18 protein-coding genes and 1 pseudogene are annotated in these 21,749 nt (G+C 68.4%); 9 read left to right on the top strand and 10 right to left on the bottom strand.

The genetic code is table 11. The features are described from left to right. Positions 1-18: 18 nt before the first annotated feature. The 7 genes and pseudogenes from AB0I12_RS27810 to rpmH all read right to left on the bottom strand — a co-directional run bounded on the left by AB0I12_RS27810 (position 19) and on the right by rpmH (position 4,793). The gene (locus AB0I12_RS27810) at positions 19-954 is read right to left on the bottom strand and encodes an AAA family ATPase (RefSeq protein ID WP_359934946.1); all 936 of its coding nucleotides are present in this window, start codon (positions 952-954) and stop codon (positions 19-21) included. Between the two features lie 518 nt (positions 955-1,472). Beyond that, entirely contained in the window at positions 1,473-2,144 is a 672-nt protein-coding gene (rsmG, locus tag AB0I12_RS27805; RefSeq protein ID WP_359934944.1) for a 16S rRNA (guanine(527)-N(7))-methyltransferase RsmG, read from the bottom strand. A 10-nt stretch (positions 2,145-2,154) separates the two neighbouring features. Beyond that, complete coding sequence (locus AB0I12_RS27800; protein WP_355694295.1) at positions 2,155-2,664, bottom strand: R3H domain-containing nucleic acid-binding protein; 510 nt, start codon at positions 2,662-2,664, stop codon at positions 2,155-2,157. 313 nt (positions 2,665-2,977) lie between these two features. Beyond that, positions 2,978-3,958, bottom strand: a pseudogene (gene yidC / locus AB0I12_RS27795) (membrane protein insertase YidC); the annotation flags it as partial. 9 nt (positions 3,959-3,967) lie between these two features. Beyond that, complete coding sequence (gene yidD / locus AB0I12_RS27790) at positions 3,968-4,282, bottom strand: membrane protein insertion efficiency factor YidD (protein WP_359934942.1); 315 nt, start codon at positions 4,280-4,282, stop codon at positions 3,968-3,970. Next, positions 4,279-4,629 (bottom strand): ribonuclease P protein component, encoded by a 351-nt coding sequence (gene rnpA, locus AB0I12_RS27785; protein WP_359934940.1) that lies wholly within the window; start codon positions 4,627-4,629, stop codon positions 4,279-4,281. The genes yidD and rnpA overlap by 4 nt, the downstream gene beginning before the upstream one ends. A gap of 26 nt (positions 4,630-4,655) precedes the next feature. Further along, positions 4,656-4,793, bottom strand: coding sequence for a 50S ribosomal protein L34 (gene rpmH / locus AB0I12_RS27780; protein ID WP_130386492.1), 138 nt, complete (start codon positions 4,791-4,793; stop codon positions 4,656-4,658). Between the two features lie 1,836 nt (positions 4,794-6,629). Between rpmH and dnaA the strand changes: the two genes are divergently transcribed. The 6 genes from dnaA (at position 6,630) to AB0I12_RS27750 (ending at position 13,942) form a co-directional block, all read left to right on the top strand. Continuing rightward, the gene (gene dnaA / locus AB0I12_RS27775; RefSeq protein WP_359935052.1) at positions 6,630-8,318 is read left to right on the top strand and encodes a chromosomal replication initiator protein DnaA; all 1,689 of its coding nucleotides are present in this window, start codon (positions 6,630-6,632) and stop codon (positions 8,316-8,318) included. A gap of 451 nt (positions 8,319-8,769) precedes the next feature. Further along, a complete protein-coding gene (dnaN, locus tag AB0I12_RS27770) occupies positions 8,770-9,915 on the top strand; it encodes a DNA polymerase III subunit beta (protein WP_359934937.1) in 1,146 nt (381 codons plus the stop codon). Between the two features lie 26 nt (positions 9,916-9,941). Beyond that, complete coding sequence (gene gnd, locus AB0I12_RS27765) at positions 9,942-10,862, top strand: phosphogluconate dehydrogenase (NAD(+)-dependent, decarboxylating) (RefSeq protein ID WP_359934935.1); 921 nt, start codon at positions 9,942-9,944, stop codon at positions 10,860-10,862. Position 10,863: 1 nt separating this feature from the next. Then, positions 10,864-12,003 (top strand): DNA replication/repair protein RecF, encoded by a 1,140-nt coding sequence (gene recF, locus AB0I12_RS27760; protein ID WP_359934933.1) that lies wholly within the window; start codon positions 10,864-10,866, stop codon positions 12,001-12,003. Further along, positions 11,996-12,544, top strand: a complete 549-nt coding sequence (locus AB0I12_RS27755) for a DciA family protein (RefSeq protein WP_355693690.1) — start codon at positions 11,996-11,998, stop codon at positions 12,542-12,544. The genes recF and AB0I12_RS27755 overlap by 8 nt, the downstream gene beginning before the upstream one ends. 48 nt (positions 12,545-12,592) lie before the next feature. Then, complete coding sequence (locus AB0I12_RS27750; RefSeq protein ID WP_359934931.1) at positions 12,593-13,942, top strand: hypothetical protein; 1,350 nt, start codon at positions 12,593-12,595, stop codon at positions 13,940-13,942. 11 nt (positions 13,943-13,953) lie between these two features. Here the strand turns inward: AB0I12_RS27750 and AB0I12_RS27745 are convergent, their stop codons facing one another. From AB0I12_RS27745 to AB0I12_RS27735, 3 genes are read right to left on the bottom strand one after another with little or no spacing between them, the layout of a single operon-like run. Continuing rightward, entirely contained in the window at positions 13,954-14,511 is a 558-nt protein-coding gene (locus tag AB0I12_RS27745) for a hypothetical protein (RefSeq protein ID WP_359934929.1), read from the bottom strand. After that, complete coding sequence (locus tag AB0I12_RS27740; RefSeq protein WP_359934927.1) at positions 14,508-15,116, bottom strand: hypothetical protein; 609 nt, start codon at positions 15,114-15,116, stop codon at positions 14,508-14,510. The genes AB0I12_RS27745 and AB0I12_RS27740 overlap by 4 nt, the downstream gene beginning before the upstream one ends. Further along, entirely contained in the window at positions 15,113-15,751 is a 639-nt protein-coding gene (locus AB0I12_RS27735) for a hypothetical protein (RefSeq protein WP_359934925.1), read from the bottom strand. The genes AB0I12_RS27740 and AB0I12_RS27735 overlap by 4 nt, the downstream gene beginning before the upstream one ends. Positions 15,752-16,093: 342 nt before the next feature. On the opposite strand from AB0I12_RS27735, the gene gyrB reads away from it, so the two are divergent. The 3 genes from gyrB to AB0I12_RS27720 are packed head-to-tail and all read left to right on the top strand — an operon-like array spanning position 16,094 to position 21,701. Continuing rightward, on the top strand, positions 16,094-18,145 hold the full coding sequence (gene gyrB / locus AB0I12_RS27730) for a DNA topoisomerase (ATP-hydrolyzing) subunit B (protein ID WP_359934923.1): 2,052 nt from the start codon (positions 16,094-16,096) through the stop codon (positions 18,143-18,145). A 44-nt stretch (positions 18,146-18,189) separates the two neighbouring features. Further along, positions 18,190-20,847 (top strand): DNA gyrase subunit A, encoded by a 2,658-nt coding sequence (gyrA, locus tag AB0I12_RS27725; protein WP_359934921.1) that lies wholly within the window; start codon positions 18,190-18,192, stop codon positions 20,845-20,847. Continuing rightward, the gene (locus AB0I12_RS27720) at positions 20,847-21,701 is read left to right on the top strand and encodes a DUF3566 domain-containing protein (protein WP_359934919.1); all 855 of its coding nucleotides are present in this window, start codon (positions 20,847-20,849) and stop codon (positions 21,699-21,701) included. The genes gyrA and AB0I12_RS27720 overlap by 1 nt, the downstream gene beginning before the upstream one ends. Positions 21,702-21,749: the final 48 nt, after the last annotated feature.

The raw sequence follows: 21,749 nt of genomic DNA, 5'->3' as shown, positions 1-21,749 counted from the left end.
CACGCCGCTGCGCCTGGCTCAGGAGTTGTTCCGCATCGCGATCTCGCGCGACGCCTCCAGGTACGACAGCGCACCGGCCGACGCCGGGTCGTACGCGAGCACGGTCTGCCCGTGGCTCGGGGCCTCCGAGATCCGTACCGACCGCGGTACGGCGGTGCGCAGGACGGCGTCCTTGAAGTGACCGCGGACCTCGGCCGCGACCTCGCCGGCCAGCTTCGTCCGGGCGTCGTACATGGTCAGCAGGATCGTCGACACGTCCAGCGACGGGTTGAGGTGCGACTTCACCATGTCGATGTGCCGCAGCAGCTGCGACAGACCCTCGAGCGCGTAGTACTCGCTCTGGATCGGGACCAGGACCTCGCGGGCGGCGGTCAGGGCGTTCACGGTCAGCAGGCCGAGCGACGGCGGGCAGTCGATGAAGACGTAGTCGTATTTCTCCCCCGCGGTCTCGGTCTCGCTCAGGTAGGCCTCGAGCACACTCTTCAGCCGGCTCTCCCGGGCCACCAGGCTGACGAGCTCGATCTCGGCGCCGGCCAGGTCGATGGTCGCCGGGATCACCTGGATGCCGGGGTGCTCGGCGCACGGCTGGATCAGCTTGCTCAGCGGCTCGCCTTCGATGATCGCCTCGTACACACCCGGCGTACCTTCGGTGTGGTCGATACCGAGGGCCGTCGACGCGTTGCCCTGTGGGTCGAGGTCGATCACGAGGATCTTCGCGCCGTAGAGGGCAAGGCCGGCCGCGACGTTCACCGTCGTCGTGGTCTTGCCCACGCCACCCTTCTGGTTGGCGACGACGAAGACTCGGGTCTCGGCAGGCAGCGGGAACTCGCGGCCCATCGTGCGTCCTTCATTCACCAGCAGGGTCCGTTCGGTGGCGGCGGCGATCGGAGTCTCCAGGAGTCGTCGCTGAAGCTCGTCCGACGTGGCCCGCGCGGCGATCTGTGCGGCAGTCATAGCGCCCATTCCAATAGGTGCGGGACTTGGCCCGAAGAGGATGTCTGTAGGGGTCGGAGCGGGTCTGCCCCCAGCTCCGTCCACAGGCTTCTGTGGACGAATTCCCGTGTGCAGAGGCAGTTTCATGCGGTGGTCATCCACAGGCGGCGGAGACTCCGAGAGGTCCGGCTCGACGTCCACCAGTGACGCCGAATCGGACCCGGGACCATCATCTCGCATCTCAGGCGTTTCACGTGAAACAGACGCCTGGTCGCCGTCCGCCGCACTGCCGAGACCGGCCGCGGCAGCGGCCTGGAGTCTCGAGGTGTCGATCGGCGGCGCGAGGTACGGCTGCTCGGTAGCCGGCGTCGAAGAGGTCTGGACAGGGGTTGCCGGCGCGGGCGACGAGCTGGGAGCGGGTTCCTGAGTCACCACACGGACGGCGGAGTCCGGTTCGGTCGGCCAGCCGATCCCCTGGGACGCCCCTGGCTCACCGGTGCTCTTCTCGGGCCATCCGAGGGCACGACTCACCAACCCGCTCACCTCCCGTGTCTTGCGTGCCGGGATCCCCCTGCAGCACGTCCGGCCACAATACTCACCACAGTCGTGGGGTTGGCCAGTTCATCGCCGCCAAGTTCGTGAATATGACAAACCTCTGCGCCGAGCTTCATCAACTCGCGTTCTGAGGCGTCCAGTTCCTCCTCTGCGGACGCCCCTTTCATGGCCAGCATCAGTCCGCCCTCGACACAGAGCGGCAGACACCAGCGCGCCAGTTTCCCGAGCGGAGCGACCGCCCGCGAGGTGACTACGTCGTACGACGCCGACGGCAGATCCTCGGCCCGCGCGCGGACGACCGTCGCGTTGGCGAGCTCCAGGGAATCGACCGCCTCCTGGAGAAAGATCGTGCGCCGGAGCAAAGGCTCGACGAGATCCACCTGGAGGTCGGGCCGCACGATCGCGAGCACGATGCCGGGGAGGCCGGCGCCGGTGCCCACGTCGGCGACCGACGCGCCCTCCGGGATCAGCCGCTCGACCACGGCGCAGTTCAGCAGGTGGCGGTCCCACAGCCGCGGAACCTCGCGCGGTCCGATCAGGCCGCGCAGCGTGCCCTCGGTCGCCAGCAACTCGGCGTACGCCGAAAGCCGGACCGCCGCCCGTGGAAACAGCCTGTCCACGAGCGGCGGTGTTTCACGTGAAACGTGTTCGGTCATCGGTGCGCTGTCATGGCTGAACCACCACGCGGCGGCGGGGCTCCTCGCCCTCGGACTCCGACGTCAGGCCGGCGGCCGCGACGACGTCGTGGACGACCTTGCGCTCGAACGGCGTCATCGGGTCCAGCCGCACCGGGGTGCCGGTCGCCTTCGCCTCCTCGACGGCCTTGCGGCCGACCTCTTCGAGCTCCGCCTTCCGGTTCGCCCGGTAGTTCGACACGTCGAGCATCAGCCGCGACCGCTCACCGGTCTCCCGGTACACCGCGAGCCGGGTCAGCTCCTGGAGCGCCTCCAGGACCTTGCCGTTCTCGCCGACGAGGTTGTTCAGCTCGGCGCCGACGATCGAGACCGCGGCCCGGTCCCCGTCGATGTCCATGTCGATGTCGCCGTCGAGATCGGCGATGTCGAGCAGTTCCTCGAGGTAGTCCGCCGCGATGTCGCTCTCCGCCTCGAGGGCCTTCAGGCGATCCTCGGCCGAGTTCGTGCCGGCGGACTGCTCCGCCGTGTCGGTGTTCTGCATGCCGTCGGTCACGGCCACTCCTTCACAGTGTCGGGATCCGCCTCACGGGGACCCGGGGCTCGGGGCAATCAGGGGGTGCGCCGGGTCAGCGCGAACCGCCGGAGCGCTTCTGCGCCGCCTTCTTCTGCGCGGCCGACTTCGCCGCGGGCTGGCGCTTGGCTCCGGTGCCCTTCTTGCCGGCCGGCTGCTTCTTGGCAGCTGCGGCCTGAGTCTTCTTCGGTGCGTCCTGCTTCGGCGCCGTGTCCTGCGGCCTGCTCGAGGACGGCTGTCCGTTGCTCGAGGCGTCCGCGCCGCCGGCTGCCGGTCCGCCGGTCCTCCGGTCACTGCGCGACTGCCGCTTCGGCTGCTGGCGCTGCGCGGGACGACGGTCCGTCGTCTCGGTCTCGGTCGCGGTGCCGACGGCGCCCGGGACACCCTCGTCGGCCGCCCGGCCGTGGCGCAGGTTGTGCTCGCGCTTGCGGGCCTGCATCGCGTCGTACGCCGGGGTGCCCGGAGCGGGATTGCGGCGGATCACGTAGAACTGCTGACCCATCGTCCACACGTTGGAGACGAACCAGTAGATCAGCACACCGATCGGGAAGTTGAAGCCACCGATGAGGAAGAAGATCGGGAAGACGTACAGCATGATCTTCTGCATCTGCGCGGCCTGGCCGGTGAGGGCCTCCTTCGGCATGTTCTTCCGCATCAGCTGCAGCTGAGTGATGAACATCGTCGTCGTCATCAGGATGATGAGGACGATCGCGACGACCTTGACGTTGTTGGCGCCGGGGCCGCTGGCCTTCAGGAAGGTCTGCGAGATCTCCGCGCCGAAGATCTTCGCGTGCTGCAGCGAGTAGACGTACGGCTCCATGATCGCGCTGTGCGCCTTGCCGTTCGCCGCGTAGTCGAGCACCCGGAACAGGGCCAGGAAGATCGGCGACTGCAGCAGCAGCGGCAGGCACGAGGAGAACGGGTTGGTCCCGGTCTCCTTGTACAGCTTCATCATTTCCTGACCGAGCTTCTCCCGGTCATGGCCGTACTTCTTCTGCAGCTCCTTCATCTTCGGCTGCAGCAGCTGCATGTTCCGGCTCGAGCGGATCTGCCGGACGAACAGCGGGATCAGCAGCGTCCGGATGGTGACGGTCAGACCGACGATGGACAGCGCCCACGCCCAGCCACTGTTCGGGTCGAGCACCTGGCTGAACAGCCAGTGCCAGCCGACGAGCAGCGCCGACACGGCCCAGTAGAGCGGGGTCATCACCGTGTTGAACAGGTCTACGATCCCGTCCCACACCGCGAGTCCGGGGATGGCCAGAAGAGTCACTCACACACCTCGCTGCGCAGGCCCGGCGTCGGCCGACGGTCCGGGCTGGTTGGCGGAGAAAGACTCTCCGCGCTGGTCGACATCTCTGGGAGGAACGGGGTCGTAGCCTCCGGGGTTCCACGGGTGGCAGCGGATGAGTCTCCTCATCGCCAGCCAGCTACCGCGCACCGCACCGTGGCGTTCGACCGCTTCCAAGGCATACGCCGAACAACTCGGGTAGAACCTGCAGACCTGCCCGTACAGCGGGCTGATCAGCAGCCGGTACAACTTCAGGAAACCGATGATCCCGCTCCGCACGGGATTGATCCGCATCATGGCCGCAGCACCCGGCCCAGGGCGCCGTCCACGTCGGCCGCCAACTCGTCGTACGACGCCGCGGCGGACGACGGGAGAGCGCGGACGACGGTCAGGCTGCCGGCCGGCAGATCGGGTAAGCGCGTGGCCAGGACCGCACGCAGACGGCGGTGGACCCGGTTCCGCAGAACCGCGTTGCCCACCGCCTTGTTCACAACGAACCCGACGCGCGCCGGGCCGACAGCATCGCCTGTGTCGGCCTGCGCCAGCACATGCAGGACCACCGCGCGTCGCGCCGCGCGCCGTCCGGACCGGACGGCGCGACGGAAGTCGTCGGACCGGCGCAATCGGTTCGACGCGGGCAACACGAGGTGGTCACCGTCCGACGGGTCGCTCAGGCCGCGAGGCGCTGACGACCCTTGCCACGGCGGGCGGCGATGATCGCGCGACCCGCGCGGGTGCGCATCCGAAGACGGAAGCCGTGCTTCTTGTGCCGACGACGGTTGTTCGGCTGGAACGTCCGCTTGCTCACTGGAATGACTCCGGTTACTCGAGAACACAAATTTGTCGACAAATCCACTGATTCGGATCTGCCCGTTGGTGCATCCTGCACACCGTCGGAGAACCAGAGATGGTCCCGCAGGGAGCGCAGCACGAAACGGCCGGCTCAACACCGACCGATCCACGGTACGTGGCTCCTTGTGGACAGGTCAAACCAGGTATCCCCAAGGTTTTCCACAGGCTTGTGGACAGGATAGTGGACGAGCGGTCGGCGGAGTACTCGTCACTGTCCGGCCGGATCGGCGACAGAGAGCGACCTCGCACCATGACTACGCTCCGGCGTCTACCCGACACGCCGCAAGTTGCCCCCAATTTCCTGTTCATAGCCTGTGGATGACAGCTTGAAGCCGTGTGGGCGGACTTGTTAGCGTCACTTCTTCACACCAGAGGTCCCACACCCCGCGATCGGTAACCAACCTGCTCCGGCGGTCGTTCACAACTGTGGACAACCGTGTGGACAGCGGCCCGCACGGTGGTCGGGTCGAATGGTCGCGCAGCCCGGATCAGTCCGGAACGCGCCGGCCACCGCAGCGATGGATTCGGGGAGCAACGCGTGGTCGAGGACCAATCCGCCAGTGCGGAATTCACACCGGTGGAATTCAGCCCGGCCGAGCACCGGACGGACCACACCGCTGACGGCCGGCAGGACCTCCGGCCCGAACCCGACGCCGGCCTCCGGCCCGAACCCGAGGCCAACTTCCGCACCGAGGTGCCGCCCGCGCCGGAGCCGCTGCCCCGGACCGAGACCACACCCGGTCCGCGCGCGGAGACGCCGATGCCGCGGATGGATCCCGGTGACTACCTGAGCCCGTCGCTCCCGATCCCGATGCCCGAGCCGCCGGCCGCCGGTTACCGGCCCGCGCCGCCCCCGGGTCCGTACGGCTACCGCTCCGAGCTCGAGCGTGCGGCCACCGATCTTCCGTCCGGCCCATCCCAGTCCACAGCAGGTACGTCGTACTTCGGTGCGGCACCGGCCGTGAATCAGCACCCCGGCGCGGGCAACGCCTGGGGTGCCGGCGATTGGGGTACTGGCGGCACTGCAGCAGGAGCGGTACCGATCGAGGGGGAGGCACGTGTGGACGACGCAGCCACTAACCAGTGGTCACCCGACGGCAGACCGGCTCAGCAGAGCGCGGCCGCGCCACCAACCGCCGAGCACACCTCCGCGGAGCTGCCCCAGGTAGAGGCGACGCCCGAGCGGGCCGTCTCCGACCAGCAGGCACCGCAGCAGCCGGTGGCCGTCGAGCGCACGCCCGACGAGCGAGCAGCTGAGCACCAGCCCAGCGAGCCGCAGTCCACTGACGTGCAGACCCCGCACCAGGCCGCACAGCAGCATCACCTGCCCCCGCAGCTCCACCACAACCAGCACCTGCCTCTGCAGCCGCACCAGCAGGCGCTACAGCCTCCGGTCGCTCAGCAGAGCGCTCCACAGCACCCGCAGCAGCAGCTGCCGCAACACCCCACCGCCCAGCAGGGCGCACCACACCACCCGCAGCAGCAGTCAGCGGAGCAGCAACCGCAGGCGCAGCAACCGACGCAGCAGCCAACGCAGCCACAGCCGGAGGAACAGCAACCGCAGGCGCACGCGGCGCAGCAGCCACAGGCGCAGCAGCCACAGGCGCAACAGCCGGCAGTGCTACAGCCGACGCAACCGCAGGCGCAACCGCCGGCGCAGCAGCACGCGCCAGCGCAGCAGCCGCAGCACCAGCAGTCGCCACCACAGCAGTCGCAGCCACAGCCGACTCACCAGGGGCAGCCCCAGCAGGTGCACCCGCAGCAGCCGCATCCGCAGCAGGTGCAGCCGCCGGTGCAGGCACAGCCGGCGGCTCCGGCTGCGACGGACCTGGGTGAGGCGTGGGCTCGCGTGCTTGCCGGGCTGCCGCCGAACCAGCGGGCCTGGCTGACCAACTCGCGTCCGGTCACGCTGCACGAGAGCACGGCGATCGTCGCGGTGCCTGACGACTTCACCCGCGGACAGCTCGAGACCCGCCTCCGTCCGGACCTCGAGCGGATCCTCACCGAGAGCTTCGGCCGTGACATCCGGATCGCCGTCACCGTCGACCCGTCCCTCGATCCGGAGCTCCGCGAACAGCAAGCTCCGCCGCAACCGCAGTACACACAGCAGCCTCCACAACAACACACGCCGCAGCGGCACGTGCCCCAACAGCACGCGCCGCAGCAGCCGATGCAGCAGCAGCCGCCGCCCGTCCGCGAGCCACTGCGCACCGACGGTGCCTTCCAGCCGACCATCCAGTCCGCGCTGACCGATCCGGCCAACCATTTCAGCGCGCCGCCGGCTCCGCAGCACTACGAGCAGCAGCCGGCCCCGCAGCAGCAGTCGTCGTTCGGTCAGCCGCTCGGATCGGTCGCCCCGCCGCTCGGATCGGTCGCCCCGCCGCTCGGATCGGTCGCCCCGCCGCCGAACGGTTCGTCGCAGGCGGCCACCGAGGCGCAGGGTGAAGCGCGGCTGAACCCGAAGTACACCTTCGAAACCTTCGTCATCGGAAGCTCGAACCGGTTCGCGCACGCAGCGGCCGTCGCCGTCGCGGAAGCACCGGGCAAGGCGTACAACCCGCAGCTGATCTACGGCGACTCGGGTCTGGGCAAGACCCACCTGCTGCACGCGATCGGGCACTACGTCCGCAGCCTCTACACCGGCGCCCGCGTGCGGTACGTGTCCAGCGAAGAGTTCACCAACGACTTCATCAACGCGATCCGCGACGACAAGGCGTCCCAGTTCCAGCGCCGGTACCGCGACGTCGACGTGCTGCTGATCGACGACATCCAGTTCCTGGAAGGCAAGATCCAGACCCAGGAAGAGTTCTTCCACACCTTCAACACGCTGCACAACGCGAACAAGCAGATCGTGATCAGCTCCGACCGCGCGCCGAAACGCCTGGAGGCGCTGGAGGACCGGCTGCGGAACCGGTTCGAGTGGGGCCTGATCACCGACATCCAGCCGCCGGACCTCGAGACCCGGATCGCGATCCTGCGGAAGAAGGCCGCGACCGAGCGGCTGACGGCGCCGCCGGAGGTGCTGGAGTTCATCGCGTCGAAGGTGCAGACCAACATCCGCGAGCTCGAGGGCGCGCTGATCCGGGTCACCGCGTTCGCCAGCCTGAACCGGCAGCCGGTCGACCTGAGCCTGGCCGAGATCGTGCTGAAGGACCTGATCCCCGAAGGCAGCAAGCCCGAGGTGACCGCGAGCATGATCATGGGCCAGACGGCGTCGTACTTCGGTTTGTCGATCGACGACCTGTGCGGCTCGAGCCGGAGCCGCGTGCTGGTGACCGCCCGGCAGATCGCCATGTATCTGTGCCGCGAGCTGACCGACCTGTCGCTGCCGAAGATCGGTCAGCAGTTCGGCGGCCGCGACCACACGACGGTGATGCACGCCGAACGGAAGATCCGGCAACTGATGTCGGAGCGGCGCAGCGTCTTCAACCAGGTCACCGAACTGACCAACCGGATCAAGCACCAAGCCAAGCAGCAGTAACCACACAGGCTGGGGACACAGCTGTGGAAAAGTGTGGGTATCGCAGTGGAAAGCCTCGTCTGTGGTGTGGATTGGCTGTGGGGACAGATTTCGCCGTCCACCGTTGTCCTCAGCACAAGCGAGCGTCGTCCACACGGCGTCCCCACCCCGATTTGGCCTCTGACCTGGGAAGTCGCCGCTTTTCCACAGTATCCACCGGTGCGAAGAACACTATGGAATCTGTAGAGAGCTCGAAGGCCACAAAACGATCGAGCGGCCCGATCTGGGGAAAACCCCGATCTCGCGCCGGCTTGCGGGACCTGTCAGGCTGTTCTCGGAAGTACTCGGAGCAGTACTTGAACGACGCCGACGCGACCCGCCCGAAGCGCCACGTCAGGCCCGATGGGCGCACAGCACACTTGTCCGTGGCAGGATCTGCCTGGCACACAGCCGAATCAGGAGGCACCCAGCGGTGAAGTTTCGCGTCGAGCGCGACGTACTGGCCGAGTCGGTGGCCTGGGCCGCGCGCAGTTTGCCCAGTCGTCCCAGCGTCCCGATCCTTGCCGGCCTTCTCGTCGAAGCCGAGGACGGGCAGATCACCCTGTCCGGCTTCGACTACGAGACGTCGGTGCGGGTCACGGTGCCCGCGCAGGTGGCCGACTCGGGGAAGTGCCTGATCTCCGGCCGGCTCGTTGCCGACATCTCCAAGAGCCTTCCGAACCAGCCCGTGGACGTCGCTGTGGACGGCGCGAAGGCACAGGTCACCTGTGGCAGCTCGCGGTTCACGCTCCAGACGCTTCCCACAGAGGAATATCCGGCCTTGCCGGACCTTCCGGCCGCCAGCGGGACGGTCAAGGCCGACGTCTTCGCCCAGGCCGTCTCCCAGGTGGTGACCGCGGCCGGCCGCGAGGACACGCTGCCGGTGCTGACCGGTGTCCGGGTCGAGATCGAGGGCTCCACCATCTCGCTGCTGGCCACCGACCGCTACCGGCTGGCGATCCGCGAACTGCAGTGGAACCCGCAGTCCCCCGACGCCTCCGCGGCCGCGCTGGTGCCGGCCCGGGTGCTGTCCGAGACCGCCAAGGCGATGACCGGCTCCGACGTGATCGTGTCGCTGGCCGCCCCGGGCAGCGGTGACGGCATCGTCGGCTTCGAGGGCCAGGTGTCCGGTGGCAACCGGCGCGCCACCACCCGGTTGCTGGACGGCGAGTTCCCGAAGGTGCGCGGCATCATCCCGACCGACGCGGCGATCGCGACCCGGGTGCGGATAGACACCGCGACCCTGGTCGAGGCCGTGAAGCGCGTCGCGTTGGTTGCGGAGCGCAACGCTCCGGTCCGGCTGACCTTCGAGGAGGACAGCGTCACCCTCGACGCGGGCAGCGGTGACGAGGCGCAGGCGTCGGAGTCGCTCGAGGCCCGGGTGGTCGGCGATCCGGTGACCGTAGGCTTCAACCCGACGTACCTGCTCGACGGTCTCGGCGCGATCGGTACGCCGGTCGCGCACCTGGCGTTCACGCAGGCGACGAAGCCGGCCGAACTGACCGGTGTGACGGACTTCGACGGTGAACCGATCAGCGAGTTCCGCTACGTCCTGATGCCGGTCCGCCTGAACAGCTGAACACCAACAGAACAAGGGGATTCACGATGGAGCTCGGCCTTGTCGGTCTCGGCAAGATGGGCGGCAACATGCGCCAGCGGATCCGGAACGCCGGTCACACGGTGGTCGGGTTCGATCACAACCAGGACATCTCCGACGCCGAGGACCTGGCCGGCATGGTCGGCAAGCTCACCGCCTCCGACCAGCCCAAGGTGGTCTGGATCATGGTGCCGGTGCAGGCGATCGACGCGGTCGTCACCGAGCTGGCCGAGCTCCTGTCCCCCGGCGACATCGTGATCGACGGCGGCAACAGCCGCTGGACCGATGACACCCGGCGCGCCGCGCAGCTCGCCGAGAAGGACATCCGCTTCGTCGACTGCGGCGTGTCCGGCGGTGTCTGGGGCCTGGAGAACGGCTATGCGCTGATGTGCGGCGGCGACAAGGAGACCGTCGAGCAGGTGATGCCGATCTTCGAGGCGCTGAAGCCCGAGGGCGAGTTCGGCTTCGTGCACGCCGGCAAGGTCGGCGCCGGGCACTTCTCGAAGATGGTCCACAACGGCATCGAGTACGGGATCATGCAGGCCTACGCCGAGGGCTACGAGCTGCTCGAGGCCGCGGACGTCGTGGAGAACGTGCCGGAGGCCTTCGAGTCCTGGCGCGAGGGCACCGTGATCCGGTCCTGGCTGCTCGACCTGCTCGTCGCCTCGCTGAAGGACGACAGCCACCTGGCCAAGATCCGCGGGTACGCCGACGACTCCGGCGAGGGCCGCTGGACGGTCGAGGCCGCGATCGACCACGCGGTACCGATGCCGGCCATCTCGGCCGCGCTGTTCGCGCGGTTCGCGTCCCGGCAGGAGGACTCGCCGGCGATGAAGGCGATCGCCGCGATGCGCAACCAGTTCGGCGGACACGCGGTGAAGGGTGCCGAGGCCGCCGATCCGTCGTACGCGACCCCGCCCAAGAACTGAGGTGTACGTCACCGCCCTGGGTCTGCTCGACTTCCGGTCCTACCAGCAGGCGGAGGTCCAGCTCGCTCCGGGCGTGACGGCCTTCGTCGGGCCGAACGGCCACGGCAAGACCAACCTGGTCGAGGCGATCCACTACACCGCGACCCTCGGGTCGCACCGGGTGGCCAACGACGCACCGCTGGTGCGGGCCGGCGCCACCCGGGCGATCGTGCGGACGGAGATCCGCAGCCAGTACGACCGCGACGTGGTGGTCGAGCTGGAAATCAATCCTGGGAAGGCAAACCGGGCCCGGATCAACCGGTCGCCGGTGCCGCGGCCACGGGAAGTGCTCGGTCTGCTGCGCACGGTGCTGTTCGCGCCGGAGGACCTCGCGCTGGTGAAGGGCGATCCGTCCGAGCGCCGGCGGTTCCTCGACGAGCTGCTGACCCTGCGAGCGCCGCGGATGGCCGGCGTACGGCAGGACTACGACCGGGTGCTCAAGCAGCGGAACTCGTTGCTGCGGAGCGCGTCGCAGGCGCGCCGGCAGAACCGGACGAGTGCCGCCGAGGGACAGCTCCGGACGCTCGAGGTCTGGGACTCGCATCTCGCCCGCTCCGGGGCCGAGCTGCTGGCCACCCGCCTGGAGTTGCTGGAGTCGCTCCGCCCGCTGGTCTCGACCGCATACGACGCTGTTGCCCGCGGCAAGGGTGACGCGCGGCTCGAGTACAAGTCGTCCGTGCTGCTCGAGCCCGGGGTGGCGTCCCGGGAGCAGCTCGAGGAGGTGCTGCTCGCGGCGGTGCGGGAGAAGCGGCAGGACGAGCTCGACCGCGGCGTGTCGCTGGTCGGCCCGCACCGCGACGACGTACTGCTCGGGCTCGGGGACTTGCCCGCGAAGGGGTACGCGAGTCACGGTGAGTCCTGGTCGTTCGCGCTCGCGCTGCGACTGGCGTCGTACGACCTGCTCCGCGCGGACGGGGGTGAACCGGTGCTGATCCTCGACGACGTGTTCGCCGAGCTCGACTCGCAGCGCCGGGACCGGCTGGCCGAGCTGGTCGCGCCGGCCGAGCAGGTGCTGGTGACCGCGGCGGTCGGCGCGGACGTGCCCGCCGAGCTCAGCGGAGCGCGCTTCGAGGTGGGTGAGGGGGTCGTTCAGCGTGCCTGAACCCCCGGATTCCTCCGAGAGCGTCCCCGAGAGCGAGGCCGAGCACGACAAGCAGGGCCTGGAGCTCGCCAAATCCCTGGCGGCGCGGCTGAAGCAGCAGGCGGCGAAGGGCGGGATCAAGCCGGTCAAACGCCGCCGCCGGCCGCGGCTCGGAGCCCAGATCAGCAGCGCCCGCCCCGATGACCGCGATCCCCAGCGCCTGACCAACACGCTCGGCCGGCTGATGCGCGACCAGGGCTGGGAGGTCGACGTCGCCGTACACGGCGTGATGGCGCGCTGGCCGTCCATCGTCGGCCCCGAGATGGCCGAACACTGCAAGCCGGAGTCGTACGACGACACCGTCCTCACCGTCCGTACGTCGTCGACCGCGTGGAAGGTCCAGCTCGACCTGCTCGTCCCGCAACTGCTCTTCCGCCTGAACGCCGAACTCGGCGAAGGCACCGTCTCCCAGGTCAAGGTCCTCGGCCCCAACACCTACACCTGGCGCAAGGGCCCCCGCACCATCCGCGGCGGCCGCGGCCCCCGCGACACCTACGGATGACGGACTGAATTGCTCGGAGGACCCGGCCCTCCCCTAGGATCAGGCGCGATGCGCACGCTCGTCGACGGCTTTCGCGAGATGGTCCACCTGATCGGGGATACGTTCCGGCTCTGGTGGAAGAACCTCCTGCCCATGACCACCTGGTGGGTGGCTGGGTTCGTCGGCTTCACGGTGTGCTCGCAGGGCGCGATCTGGCTGGCCGAGCACCTGCACTCGAGTCTCGGCACCGGCCTGTTTGCGGTCGGCGTCCTGCTGCAGATCATCGCGGCCGTCGGCATGATCCGGACCTGCGCCATGTCGCTGTACCGCTGGCGGGATGCGGCGAGTGACGACGCGGAGGAGACGTCGGACCCGACGCAGCGCGGCCTGCTCGAGCTGCTGGCCGTCACGCTGCTGCCGCTGGTCGCGGTCTGGTCGGCGTGGGGCTTCTTCGATGCTCAGGTCAGCCAGTTGAGCGCGACGTACCTCGTCCAGAACGGACTGCAGCCGGGCTCGTCGTTCTTCAAGGTGGGAATGCACAGCTGGCACAACTACCTGCCGGCGCTCGCCGTCCTCCTGGTGCTGCGCCGCGTCCTGCAGTCGGTCGACGACCGCTGGCCGAGCCGCCCGGTGAAGCTCACCCAGGTCTGGGCCGAGGCCTTCTTCGTGCTGCTCACCTTCGTGATCACGCCGTACGCGATCGACGAGGGCAAGGAGTGGTTCAAGGACCGCAGCTTCTGGTACTGGTCGCTGGACTGGTGGGATGGCGTCAAGGGCTTCTTCGACAAGATCCACATCCCGATCCCGGCCGGTATCGAGTTCCTCTGGGGCTTCCTGTGGGAGACGCTCTGGCCGATGTTCAAGCTGGGCATCGCCGAGCCGCTGACCTGGCTGGCGATCACCACGGTCGTCTTCGGCCATCGGGTGCTGTCCAGCGGAGGTGTCTTCCGCGGGACACGGCTGGAGCGCCGGCTCGGCGCGCAGACCGAGGCGCAGGAGGCGCCGCAGCGGGGCCGGATCGTCGGCCTGACCTACAAGGCGCCGGACCTGCTGCTGGCCGGGGTACGGGAGAAGTTCTACCCCGCGATCAACGCGTTCCGGCTGCTGGTCCGGGTCGGCCCGGTGTTCCTCGGCGTGGTCTGCCTGGTCTACACGTTCTGGCTGCTCGGCAACGACTGGGCGTTCGTCGCCTTCCAGCGGCTGCTCGGCATCCACGGGCAGTACTGGGGCCTGATGAACCACGAGATCGCGAGCCTGATCCAGGGGCTGCTCTTCGAGCCGCTGCGGATCGCGCTCCTGGCCGCCGCGTTCGACCTGTGCATCTCGGTCGGCAACGAGCGCCGGGCCGAGGCCGCGGCGATCGCCCAGGCCAAGGCGCCGCGCGAGGTCGTCAAGCAGCCGGCTCCCGCGACCGTCTGACGGGCTTTTCGTCAGGGAGTGATCAGGACCCGTCGGTGGATGTAGAAGTCCTCGACGACCAGGCCGACCAGGTTCGGTACGGCGCTCTTCGGGACGATGTACACCTTCGCGATCTTGGCCGGCTTGTCCATCGTGAACGGATGGTCGTCGTCGCCGCAGAACGTCGGCAGCGGGTACCCAGTCGCGAGCGTGTCGTCCCAGGTGTTGCCTTTGCTGTCCCGCAGCAGCGCGTCACAGCTGAAGCCCTGATCCTTGAGCATGATCCCCTTCCGCGGGGTCACGGTGAGCGTGGCCAGCATGAAGATGGACCCGGCCGGTGCGTCGAGCTCGATCGCCTCGCCGTCCTCGTTCAGGATCGAGGTGTAGGCCTTCAGCGAGTCCAGCTTCCACTCGATGCTCTGGACCGTCACCGGGCCCTGGGTGACGACCTCGTCGACCCGGCCCTGCTTGTACAGCTGCTCGTCGTCGCTCAGGTACGGGTGCAGCAGGGTGAACGATCCGAGGCCCAGCAGGCCGACCATCAGCGACGCCTGCACGACCAGCCGGCTCGCCCGGCTCGCGAGGTTCACGACGCCACCCGGGTGACCGAGTCGTTGACGACGTACTGGTCGTCGGCGTGGTCGACCATCTGCTGGGCGATGTCCTCGGTCGGGACACCCAGGTCGACGCGCACCTCGGAGTTGTAGACGTTCCAGAGCATGCTCGGCTTGAGTCTCAGGGTCAGGCCCTTCAGGTCGGTCGGGTTGACCTCGAAGACGATGGCCCCCGTGCTGGCGAAGCCCGCATCGGGGAAGCTCATGTCGCTCTCGTTCGGGTCGCTGACCTTCTCGTACACGCTGTCGCCGTCGGTGATCAGCGTCGGCGTGAACGTGTCGGGGTCCTTCACGCCGCGCACGGCGTCCCACTCGACCGCGACGAAGATGCCATTGGTGTCGATCGGCTTGTCGTCGGAGCCCCCGTCCCCGCTGAGGATCTTGCGGGCGAACTTGATCCGGGTCACCTTGATCGTCGACCCGCTGCCCGCGTACGGGAGGGCTTCGCCGATGGTGCCGTGCACGACCGTCAGGTTCGAGTCGTCGCCGTACACCTGGTCGGGGCCGGCCAGCCGGGCCACGCCGCCGATCAAGATGAACAGCAGACCGACCAGGATGGTCGCGGGGCGGTAGAGCTTCACTTGTTCTTCCCGTCGTCGATGACAACGGTCGGCTTCAGCCGGACGACGGCGGCCGGATCCTCGTTGTGCCAGTACGGCTTCTCGTTCACGCCGAGGGCCCCGTTGTCGCTGTCGTAGTGCTCCTGCAGGACGCCGATCTCGACGACGTCGGCGGCGAAGTCCGGTTCGACGTCGAACTTCGTGCTGCATTCCTCCGGTGGGAGCCCGTAGACGAGCACCCAGTTGAGGTTGTCGCCGCGGCAGGCGCCGCCATTCGAGTCGATCAGATCCTGACCGCCGCCGGGGACGAACTTGACCAGCTTGCTGGCTACCGACTCACTGGTGAATTCTTCGGAGTCGATGTTCTTCGCGGTGAAGTAGACCCGGAGCGTGGTCTCAGCGTCGGTGTACTCGCCCTTGGGCTTGCGGATGATCTCGGCCTTGGTGAAGTTGAACTCGAACCGGCCGGCGGTCACCGTCGCCGGGGCGTCCAGGGTCGGGACCGTGCGGCCCGTCTTCTCTTTCCAGCCGCCGGTGGCCAGCACGATCAGCGCCGCCACCACGACGAGGGCGATCAGCAGCAACCAGATCCGCCGGTGCCGGTGAATCACCCGGTCGGCGATCATCGCATCGATGACCTCGTCGAGACTTTCCACGGCTGCGATCCTAGAGGGCCGTGGGTGCGCGCCGGGCACACGCTCCCCGGCCGGACTGTGTGGTCTGGACCGGTAGCCGCCGGGATGGTCAGTGGCGAAACACCCGGAGGCCGCTGAGAGGCCGTGAGCGCTTTCTGGCCCCCCTCCCGCGAGAGGGGACATGGCAATGAGGGAGAAAAGACGGCCTGTCCACAGTTTCAGGCGACTGGTGGCCGGTTCTGCTTCGCTCGACGGGTAGAATGGACGGTGTAGAGCGAGCCGCGCCTCTGCCATCACCGTAGAGGGCGGCTCAACTGTGCCGCGATGCCTCGCGAACGCGGGGTCCGAGGAGGACAACCACCGGTGACCGACGAGCCGACCGAGATCGACGCCAACCAGTCCGCCGACCCCATCGGCCCCAGTGATACCGCCGCAGCCGATCTGCACGAGATTCGCTCCTCGGTCGTCGAGCGCGAGTACGACGCGAGCGCCATCCAGGTCCTGGAGGGTCTGGACGCGGTCCGGAAGCGTCCCGGTATGTACATCGGGTCCACCGGCGAGCGGGGTCTGCACCATCTGGTCACCGAGGTGGTCGACAACGCGGTCGACGAGGCGATGGCTGGGTACGGCGACCGCATCGTGGTGACGCTGCTTGCCGACGGCGGGGTCCGGGTCGAGGACAACGGGCGTGGCATCCCGGTCGGCATCGTCGAGTCCGAGGGCAAGCCGGCCGTCACCGTCGTACTGACCGTGCTGCACGCCGGCGGCAAGTTCGGCGGCGGCGGTTACAAGGTGTCCGGCGGTCTGCACGGCGTCGGCGTCTCGGTCGTGAACGCGCTGTCAACCCGGCTCAAGGTCGACGTGAAGACCGGCGGCAAGCTGTACACGCAGTCCTTCACGATGGGCAACCCGGACGAGGACCTGGCCGAGATCGGCACCTCGACGTCGAACGGTACGACGATCACGTTCTGGGCCAGCCCGGACGTCTTCGAGACCACGACGTACTCGTACGAGACGCTGGCCACCCGCTTCCGCGAGTACGCGTTCCTGAACAAGGGCCTCGAGCTGGTGATCCGGGACGAGCGCCCCGACCACATCGACGAGGACGGCAAGCCGCTCGAGCAGTCCTTCCGGTACGCCGACGGCCTGGTCGACTACGTGAAGTACCTGACCGGGATCCGCGAGACCGTGCACCGCGACGTCATCTCGTTCGAGGCGGCGGCCGCCGACGACACGATGAGCCTCGAGGTCGCGCTGCAGTGGAGCGGCTCCTTCCAGGAGTCCGTGCACACCTTCGCGAACGCGATCAACACCCACGAGGGCGGCACCCACGAAGAGGGCTTCCGGGCCGCGCTCACCTCGCTGGTGAACGGCTTCGGCGAGGACCAGGGGATGATCAAGAAGAAGGAGGACAGGCTCACCGGTGACGACATCCGGGAAGGCCTGACCGCGATCATCTCGGTCAAGCTCGCCGAGCCGCAGTTCGAGGGCCAGACCAAGACCAAACTCGGCAACACCGAGGTCAAGGGCTTCGTCCAGCGGGTCGTGAACGACCGGCTCGGCGCCTGGTTCGAGCAGAACCCGGCCGAGGGCCGCGAGATCATCCGCAAGGCGACCGCCGCGGCCAGCGCCCGGATCGCGGCCCGCAAGGCCCGCGACCTGGCCCGCAACCGCAAGGGTCTGCTCGGCGGCGGCGGCCTCCCGGGCAAGCTGGCCGACTGCCAGTCGACCAACCCGGAGGAGTGCGAGGTCTACATCGTCGAGGGTGACTCGGCGGGCGGCTCCGCGAAGGGCGGCCGGGACCCGAAGTTCCAGGCCATCCTGCCGATCCGCGGCAAGATCCTGAACGTCGAGAAGGCCCGGATCGACAAGGTCCTGCAGAACAACGAGGTCCAGGCGATCATCTCGGCGCTCGGCACCGGCATCCACGAGGACTTCGACGAAGAGAAGCTCCGGTACCACAAGATCGTGATCATGGCCGACGCCGACGTCGACGGCCAGCACATCCGGACCCTGCTGCTGACCCTGCTGTTCCGGTTCATGCGGCCGCTGATCGAGCGCGGGCACGTGTACGCCGCGCAGCCGCCGCTGTACAAGATCCGCTGGAGCAACCAGCCGCACGAGCTGGCCTACAACGACCGGGAGCGCGACGGACTGCTCGAAGCCGGCCTCGAGGCAGGCAAGAAGCTGCCCAAGGAGAACCCGATCCAGCGCTACAAGGGTCTGGGCGAGATGAACGCGAACGAGCTGTGGGAGACCACGATGGACCCGGCCAACCGGGTGCTGCTGCAGATCACCCTCGACGACGCGGTGCGCGCCGACGAGACGTTTCAGACGCTGATGGGCGACGACATCGAGGCACGGCGCAGCTTCATCCAGCGCAACGCCCGCGATGTCCGGTTCCTCGACATCTGAGTTCTCGCCCCACACCGACGTACCTGATCTGAACGGGACTTTTCATGACCGAGACCCCCACCACGCCGGGCCACGACCGGGTCGAGCCGCTCGACCTGCAGACCGAGATGCAGCAGTCGTACCTCGACTACGCGATGGCCGTCATCGTCGGCCGCGCGCTGCCGGAGGTTCGCGACGGCCTGAAGCCGGTGCACCGCCGGATTCTCTACGCGATGTACGACGGCGGCTACCGGCCGGACCGCGGTTTCAACAAGTGCTCCCGCGTCGTCGGTGACGTCATGGGTCAGTACCACCCGCACGGCGACTCGGCGATCTACGACACCCTGGTCCGGCTCGCGCAGCCGTGGGTGATGCGAGCGCCGCTGATCCAGGGCCAGGGCAACTTCGGCTCGCCCGGTAACGACCCGGCGGCTGCCATGCGGTACACCGAGTGCCGGATGGCGCCGCTGGCGATGGAGATGGTCCGCGACATCGACCAGGAGACCGTCGACTTCCGGCCGAACTACGACGGCAAGTCGCAGGAGCCGGTGATCCTGCCGGCCCGCTTCCCGAACCTGCTGGTCAACGGCTCGTCCGGGATCGCGGTCGGGATGGCGACCCAGATCCCGCCGCACAACCTGCGCGAGGTCGCGGCCGCGGTCGACTGGGCGCTGGAGCACCCGGACGCGACGCAGGAGGAACTGCTCGAGGCCTGCCTGCAGCACATCAAGGGCCCGGACTTCCCGAACGGCGCGCTGATCGTCGGCTACAAGGGCATCGACGACGCGTACCGCACCGGCCGCGGCTCGGTCACGATGCGCGCGGTGGTCGACATCGAGGAGGACGCCAAGGGCCGTACCAGCCTGGTCGTCACCGAGCTGCCGTACATGGTGAACCCGGACAACCTGGCGCAGAAGATCGCCGAGCTGGTGAACACCGGCAAGGTGAACGGCATCGCCGACATCCGCGACGACAGCTCGTCGCGGACCGGTCAGCGGCTCGTCATCGTGCTGAAGCGCGACGCCCAGCCGCGCGTCGTGCTGAACAACCTGTACAAGCACACCCAGCTGCAGGACACCTTCGGCTGCAACATGCTGGCGCTCGTCGACGGCGTACCGCGCACGCTCAGCGTGAACCTGTTCATCAGCCACTGGATCGACCACCAGATCGAGGTCATCCAGCGGCGCACCCGCTTCCGGCTGCGTGAGGCCGAGAAGAACGCGCACATCTACCGCGGGTACGTGAAGGCGCTCGACGCCCTCGACGAGGTGATCGCGCTGATCCGGCGCAGCCCCGACGTGGACGAGGCGCGCACCGGCCTGATCCAGCTGCTCGAGATCGACGAGATCCAGGCGCAGGCCATCCTCGACATGCAGCTGCGCCGGCTGGCCGCCCTGGAGCGGCAGAAGATCATCGAGCGGTTGCAGGAGCTCGAGGCGATCATCGCCGACCTCGAGGACATCCTGGCCAGCCCGGAGCGGCAGCGCTCGATCGTCAAGGACGAGCTCGCCGAGATCGTCGAGCGGTACGGCGACGAGCGGCGGACCGAGATCATCGCGGCCGACGGCGACCTGTCCGTGCAGGACCTGGTGCCGGACGAGGACGTGGTCGTCACGATCTCCCGCGGCGGGTACGCGAAGCGGACCAAGACCGACCTCTACCGGACGCAGAACCGCGGCGGTAAGGGCGTCCGCGGCGCCGCGCTGCGGGCCGAGGACGAGATCAGCCACTTCTTCGCCACCACGAACCACCACTGGATGCTGTTCTTCACCACCAAGGGCCGGGTCTACCGGGCCAAGGTGTGGCAGCTGCCCGAGTCGGCCCGGGACGCGAAGGGTTCGCACGTGGCCGGTCTGCTCTCGTTCCAGCCGGACGAGCAGATCGCGCAGGTGCTGACGCTGCGCGACTACGGGCAGTCGGACTACCTGGTGCTCGCGACCAAGAAGGGCCTGGTCAAGAAGACGGCGCTGGGCGACTACGACTCGGCCCGGCAGAGCGGCATCATCGCGGTCAACTTCCGCGAGGAGGACGACGAGCTGATCGGCGCCGACCTGGCCACCGCCGAGGACGACCTGCTGCTGGTGTCGCGCAAGGGCCAGTCGATCCGCTTCACCGCGAACGACGAGCAGCTGCGGCCGATGGGCCGGGCCACCTCCGGCGTCACCGGCATGAAGTTCCGCGACGGCGACGAGCTGCTGTCGATGTCGGTGATCCGGGCAGGTGCGGACGAGGACACGCAGTTCGTCTTCACGGTGACCGACGCCGGATACGCCAAGCGTTCGCGCGTGTCGGAGTACCGGCAGCAGGGCCGCGGCGGTCTCGGCATCAAGGCGGTCAAGCTGAACGACGAGCGCGGCTCGCTGGTGGGCGCGATCATCGTCGTCGACGAGGACCAGGTGCTGGCGATCAAGGCCAGCGGCCAGGTTGTCCGCAGCCGCGTCGACAGCGTCCCGGTGAAGGGCCGCGACACGATGGGCGTCCGGTTCGCCGGCGTCGCCGAGTCCGACGCCGTGGTCGCGATCGCCCGGAACACCGATCTGACCGTGGCTCTGGAGGAGTCGGAAGGCGCGGAAGCGGGTACAGAACCGGCTGATGCCCAGAATGTGGACGGATCGACAACCGAATCCACCTCTGAGAGCGTCCAGAATGATGACGAGCGTTCGACGGACGTGGACGGCGCGGCTACCGTCGAAAGCGACGAAGCCGGCCAGGAGGGTGACTGATGACCAACCGCGCGAGGCCGACATGGCCTGAAGGTGCGGCCGACAGCTCCAACTCCCAGCGCACCGCGCCGGGCGCGAAGCCGTCTGCCGCCCCGGCCAACCCGGCCTCCAACGGTCGTTCCAACGGCCAGCCGAGGACAGGTACGCCGAACGGCCAGCGGCCGTCCGAGTACCGCCCGCAGGCGAGACCGGCCACTCCCGGGGCCACCCCGGCACGCCCGCAGCAGCCTGCGCCGAGTACCCCGGGCCGCCCGGAGCCGTGGTCGGCGCCTTCGGCAGGCGCACCCGCCGCCGGCGGCGCCGCGCCGTACGGCGGGGGCGAGGCGAAGACCGAGTCGCTCGGTGACCGGATGAACGCGGCGCGTCAGGCGGTGCTGGACAAGGCCAACTCGGTCAAGGACGCCAAGGCCGAGCGCACCGAGACCCGGCAGAACCGGCTCGCCGCGAAGGACGCCAAGGAGGCGAAGACCTCGAGCCGCCACCAGACGCGGAAGGCGCGGCTGCGGATGTCCCGCATCGACCCGTGGTCAGTGATGAAGACGGCGTTCCTGCTGGCGATCGCGTTCGGCATCGTCACCTGGGTCGCGGTCTTCATCGTCTGGTCCGCGATCGGCGCGGCCGGCGTGTTCGACAACATCAACTCGACCGTCCAGGAAGTCCTCGGGACGCCGGCCGGCGAGCCGTTCCGGGTCGAGAACTACATCAACACCGGCAAGGTGATGGGCTTCACCACGCTGCTGGCCTGCGCGGACGTGCTGATCATCACGGCGCTCGCGACCCTCGGATCCTTCCTCTACAACATCGCCGCGACACTCCTCGGCGGCCTCGAAGTCACCCTCGCGTCGGAGGACTGACCAGCTACGGCCGGGCCCGATGAGGCCCGGCCGGAACCGGTTTGGGAG

The organism is Kribbella sp. NPDC050459 (assembly GCF_040655315.1).
Classification (GTDB): domain Bacteria; phylum Actinomycetota; class Actinomycetes; order Propionibacteriales; family Kribbellaceae; genus Kribbella.
The sequence above is the reverse complement of the archived record's forward strand: the minus strand, read 5'-3'. Positions and strand labels throughout refer to the sequence as shown.

Bases quoted from the DNA above. Each gene is read 5' to 3' on its own strand.
- AB0I12_RS27810 (WP_359934946.1), bottom strand. From the start codon at position 954: ATGACTGCCGCACAGATCGCCGCGCGGGCCACGTCGGACGAGCTTCAG.
- rsmG (WP_359934944.1), bottom strand. From the start codon at position 2,144: ATGACCGAACACGTTTCACGTGAAACACCGCCGCTCGTGGACAGGCTG.
- AB0I12_RS27800 (WP_355694295.1), bottom strand. From the start codon at position 2,664: ATGCAGAACACCGACACGGCGGAGCAGTCCGCCGGCACGAACTCGGCC.
- yidD (WP_359934942.1), bottom strand. From the start codon at position 4,282: ATGATGCGGATCAATCCCGTGCGGAGCGGGATCATCGGTTTCCTGAAG.
- gnd (WP_359934935.1), top strand. From the start codon at position 9,942: ATGGAGCTCGGCCTTGTCGGTCTCGGCAAGATGGGCGGCAACATGCGC.
- AB0I12_RS27750 (WP_359934931.1), top strand. From the start codon at position 12,593: ATGCGCACGCTCGTCGACGGCTTTCGCGAGATGGTCCACCTGATCGGG.
- gyrA (WP_359934921.1), top strand. From the start codon at position 18,190: ATGACCGAGACCCCCACCACGCCGGGCCACGACCGGGTCGAGCCGCTC.
- AB0I12_RS27720 (WP_359934919.1), top strand. From the start codon at position 20,847: ATGACCAACCGCGCGAGGCCGACATGGCCTGAAGGTGCGGCCGACAGC.